The 5448-nt window shown below is 47.8% G+C and carries 2 protein-coding genes; both read right to left on the bottom strand.

The features are described 5' to 3' along the window. Positions 1 to 57: 57 nt before the first annotated feature. Entirely contained in the window at positions 58 to 972 is a 915-nt protein-coding gene (locus VN105_RS01530) for a type IX secretion system membrane protein PorP/SprF (protein ID WP_325637233.1), read from the bottom strand. A gap of 56 nt (positions 973 to 1028) precedes the next feature. Continuing rightward, positions 1029 to 5448: Calx-beta domain-containing protein (locus VN105_RS01525; RefSeq protein WP_325637231.1), on the bottom strand; the 4420-nt coding region annotated here is incomplete at its 5' end.

Genomic DNA, 5448 nt, shown 5'->3' with positions numbered 1-5448 from the left:
GGAAAAGTATGAGGGAAGAGAATTTGTATTTTCGCATACCATTCTTGATTTTTAAATTTAGAAATAACGCGGCGCCACCACTTTCCACTTCGACCACGAGAAGCGGTAATTAACCATCACTTCATGCGACACCGTTTGTGCACCCTTTAAGTTCGACTGCATAGGTGTATCATAAGAGTAACCTATCTGCAGGTTTTTGGTAGCCTGCACCTGTACCAGCCCCGTCATTGTTTTTTCAGAGCGCCACGATGCACCCAGCCACACTACATTCTTCAGGAGGATATTGGCATTCAGGTCGTACTGGAAACCCGCTCCTTTCACCTGCCTCAATAACACGTTCGGCTTTAGTTTCACATCATCATTAATATTTACCAGGTAACCCGTTTGCAGGTAATAGTGCGACTCCACCACTACTTTATTCACACTGTTGCCAAGGTCGAAACTTTTGAAAGTAGGCGACGATAACCCTATAAAAAAGCGATCGGTAAACAACATGAACCCAAAACCCACATCCGTTTTCCAGTAACTCTGGTTTTGCGCAAACACAGGATCGGTAGTGCTCAGTGAACTGTTGTCTTCCTTAAAATGCGACATACCACCCTTCAGCCCCAATGCCAGGTAAATCTTCTCATTCAGCTTCACCCGCTGGGAAACATTCAGGTTCACTGCTGTTTGTGAATTAACGGTGATCTTTTCATTCATCAGCGATACGCCAAAACTGGTATTGGTGGCCTTGATAGGCGTATAAAAGGAAGCCGTGGCTGTTTTGGGGGCGCCTTCCACTCCCACCCACTGGTTACGGCCCACTGCGGTAAGACTGGAAGATTCATCCATAGAAGGATAAGCCGGATTGATGATCATGCCATTGAACATATACTGTGAGTACAGCGGTTCCTGCTGTGCTGCAGCCTGCAAACAACAACACCAGCATAAGATAGTAACCCCTAAAGCTTTCATAAGTCGCTTTTCCATAGGTATCAGCTTAATTATTTTTGTTCAGATACATCCTGCTTCAATTCGTATATCCCTTAACGTTTTATCACTACAAACCCGGTATACCGTTCTTTCTTACCATCTATCGTCACTTCAATATTGTAGAAGTAAGAACCATCCGGCACATCATTTCCTGCACTGCCACCAGCATTTGCCTTACCACGGAAGTTCTTCGACTTGTTATCGTAGTGCTGCTGTTTAAATACGGTACCACCCCAACGGTTAAATATCACTACTTCATTATCCGGGTACTTGTCTATATTCTCAATGTACATCACGTCATTTCCAATGCCATCATTGTTGGGCGACAATGCCGGATGTACCCGGATCTTACCGCTGTTATTGTTAATCTGGCGGCCGTCTGTAGTATATTTCTCCACGGAATCCGCAACACCATCACCATCAGCATCCAGGTCAAGGAAGTTCGGAATACCATCTCCGTCAGTGTCATCATCAAACGGATCCCCGTTGCCATTGATATCTTCCTGCTTGTCTGTCAGTCCGTCGCCATCCGTATCGCAGCTGCTACACATCGGATCATCATTAAGGATTACACCGGTAGCTTTGGATGGCTCTCCTAAAGTGGGCGTATGCTGTCCTGATGGTACGGATACCGTGGCCATTTTCAGGATAAACGTTTCGTTTTGCTCAAAGCTGGTATCGCCCTTTATATTCACCGTTACCTGCCCTATAGTTTGCAGCGGTGGGATCACCGTTTGTTTGACGGAGTTATCAAAGTCCACACCCGGTGTAGCTTTGAAGTCCATATACGGATAAGATACCCCGTCTGCAGATTCCTCAAAATCATAGTTAATAGTGATCGGGCGGGAGCTTTGCCTGTTCAGCTGTACATTAAACCTAAGCAGCGTATTCTCTCCCATATTACCTTCCTTCACACTGAATTTATCGGCTGCAAAGGAAAGCGTCAGCGGGTCGTTATCGGTGATTGCTACACGCGCAGTATCTGTAACGCCGGCTTTGTATACCAGTGTGCTGCTGCCATCAATATATGGAAGTATAGCCACCTTCAGGAACCCGTCGTCATCATTAATATCATTATCACCGGTGGTAATAACAAACGAATGTTGTTTTGCCAGGGCCGGCATGTTAATGGTTAATACGTTGCTATTCACCGTTCCTTCACCAGCAGTAAACGTGCGTGCAGCGTCTTGTGTAATGCGCAGCCTTACCGGTACGTCGTAGGCGGCGGATGCCGGCGATGTTAATGTAAACTTCACACCGTTTCCTTCTGCAGCTGTTGTTGCCTCCGCGGAAATTTCCACCACCAGGGTATCATTATCATGTATGACCACACCAGCTGATGCACTGGCAGATAACGGCCAGGTAATACCGGCCATGCTGCTGCTAACGGTTCCCAGCTGCACTTTCACATCTTCATCTCCCTCTACTATATTATTATCGATCGGTGTTACTTTAATATCTGCACCATTCTGACCTGCCGGTATTAATACGGTGCCGCTCAGCTTATGATAACGGGTATCCGCAACAGCAGTACCGCTCACGGTATAGGTAACACTCACATCTTTCACGGCCGATAACTGCGTATCGGAAAACCGTACACGGAAAGCGCCTGGTATATCCGGCTCGGTGGCATCCGCTGTTTTGGTGATCATCATTTCACGGCCGGTGGCATTACTTTCATCATCATGCACAATTAAGCTAACAGTGTCCTTATCGTTTACATCCAGCGCAATGTTCTTGCTGAACCGCTTCATCTGCGCCAGCATGAGCGACAGCTTCACTTCTTCATCTCCTTCAATCACCTTATTATCTATCACATTAACGGGAACGGATACACTGTTTTGTCCGGCTGCTATCACAGCAGATGTTTGTATTGGCGCTATATTGGTAGTACCCGCAATGCTGCTTACATAAAATACCACTTTCACATCGGCGGCCGCGGTACCGGTACCCGGTAATTTTACTGTATAAGCGCCATTGGTGCCTGGCTCGGCTGCATCTTTATCTTTCTGTACTACTACCCGCATATCACCGGTTTCCGGGATCAGCACCAAACCTGGCTGGATAAGCGTGTAACCTGTTGTTACCTGCTGCGTGGTAAACTGCAGTTGTTCATCTCCCTCCAGGATATTATCTCCGGTTATTTTCAGCTGGTATACTTTATTATGTTCACCGGCCGCCAATGTTACCTGTGCAGGAATACCGCTATAGTCCGCATCATCGGCGGTAGATACCGTATTCCTGTTTATACTGATTATCACATCTTCTGATGAAGTGATCTGGCTGTTCACAAACCCGATAGTTACATCGCTGCCACTGCCTTCGTGTATAACGGAAGAGTCTACACGCATTTCCACTTTCAGATTATCGGGATTAAGGCGGGTGGCGTCATCAATGGTCACCGATAATTTGTCGCCTTTCATTCCGGCAAAACCATTAGGCTCAGCAGTTATCCACAACAGTTCCGGTTTCTCCAGTACCAGGTCTGTTTTTGCAGTAAAGGAGAAGGTAACATCCGGAATGCCGGCGGGAATGGTTACCGTAGCGGGCAACTGGTCAATATCCGCAGCTGTTGCCACCGATCCTGCGCCAATGTTCAATGTTACCGCGATGTCTTTGCTCGCAGTTACACCGGGAGCCAGGCTCACCTTCATCTGGCAGGCATTTCCCTCCAGTACTTTAGTGCCGGGTGTAACAGCGGTAAGATGTATGAAGCCGGTAACCGGGTCATCATGCGTTCTGTCTTTAATGGTAATAGTAGTATCCTTTACAACGGCGGTACTGAAAGTAGCATCCGTAATGTTGCCTTTTAATACTACTGTTTCATCATCTTCGAGTACCAGGTCTTTCAACGCTTTCAGTGCAAAGGCATGGGTACCTGTGCTTTGTCCTTTTTTGATAACAATATCATAGGGAGATGGTAAAGCACTATGATCCGCACTCATTGCAGTACTCAGCGCGTTGTCTTTTGTTACATGTATGGTAATATCCTTACCCGCCTGCAGGTTGTTGGGCAGCCGGGCGCTCAGTACAGCGCCAGCGCCGTTTTCATCAATGGCGGCCAATGTGCTGTTCAGTGCTACAGGGCCGGGCAACGGGTACTGTGTTGGATCATCGTTAATAGTGATCACCGGTTTGTTGATGGTAAAGGTGCTGATACCATCAATAGCACTGGCGTTGATAGTAAAGCTTTCGGGCCCTTCCGCGAAATTATCCTTGTTTAGTTTCAGGCCTGTAGCGATGCTATTGCCACTGTTCAGGTACACATCCGGCGCCAGCATATAATCCAGCCCTGCTTCTGCATCGCCGGCCGATTGTGGCAACAATACATGAACGGGTACTTCGGTGGTAACGCCGGCAGGCAGGCTCACGGTTAATGCGCCGCTGTCGCCCTCCGCAAGTGGCGTTTTCCAGGTGGTAATATTCAGTACCAGGTTAGCCGCATCTGTACGGGTAAGATCCTGTATAGCCAGCGGCAGGTTATTTACCGTATATCCGTTAGCGGTAGCGTTCACCACCAGCGCCTCTGTATTCTCCAATACCCTATCTGCCAATGTTTTCAGCAGTTCAAAGGTGGCGGTGGTTTGTCCGTGCTGCAATGTATAGGAAGCGGCGGATATCGTATAGTCGTCTACGTTCCTGGCAATGGTCAATGCATTATCAACAGCCAGCTGTATGCTTACATCTTTTGTAGAGGCGTAAGGCACAGCTACCGTTACCATCACTTTATTCCCTTCCGGCACCAGTGTGGCATCAGGGGTAAGCGTCATTTTCCTGGCGTTGGGTTGCTTTTCTGTGTAGTCTTTTATAAATACGCCTGCGCTGGTAGCCGGCATGTTGCTGTTACCGTTGTTACCATCAATCACCAGTTTTCCTTCATCATCCAGTATAGCATTGGTGGTGGCGGTAATAGCAGGAGCGGAAGCAGCCGCCTTGGTGTTTGGAATGGTGATGCTGGCTGGTACCGCAGTATGACGGGCATCTGCTACCGTAGAAGCGACTGTGTTTTTAGAGAGATTGATCACCCAGTCCTTACCAGCTTTCCAGCCATGCGGGAAGGTGGCGGTAATAACTGCATTGCTACCTTCATAAATACTGTCGGGTGCACTGCTCAGGATAACCGAGTCACCCACCGGGAAGGGATACTGCGCATCTTTAATGTTAATATCAACGGTGGCAGGCAGGAAAGTATACACGGTGCCCAGCGCATCACTCACTGCTGGTGTAAGATGAATATCTTCTGCATCTTCCACCAGGATATCACCCGCCACGTTCAGTTCTGCAATACCGGATGCTCCTGTGAAGGATGTATCCGCAGGCAGGTAATAATCAGTATTACGTGTAGCCGTTCCAGTGGCGCCGCCAAAAGTTACCTTAATTGGTATTTCTGTAGTTACACCGGATGGTAAGCTAAAGCCAATATTATTAGTGCTGTTCTCATTCACCGCAGCAATGGGCAGTGTGAAAGTGAGT

The organism is Chitinophaga sp., assembly GCF_035564935.1.
In the GTDB taxonomy this organism is placed as follows: domain Bacteria; phylum Bacteroidota; class Bacteroidia; order Chitinophagales; family Chitinophagaceae; genus Chitinophaga.
This window is presented reverse-complemented; position numbering and strand designations above follow the sequence as displayed.

Excerpts from the sequence above, each read along its gene's own strand:
- VN105_RS01530 (WP_325637233.1), bottom strand. The coding sequence starts at position 972 with ATGGAAAAGCGACTTATGAAAGCTTTAGGGGTTACTATCTTATGCTGG.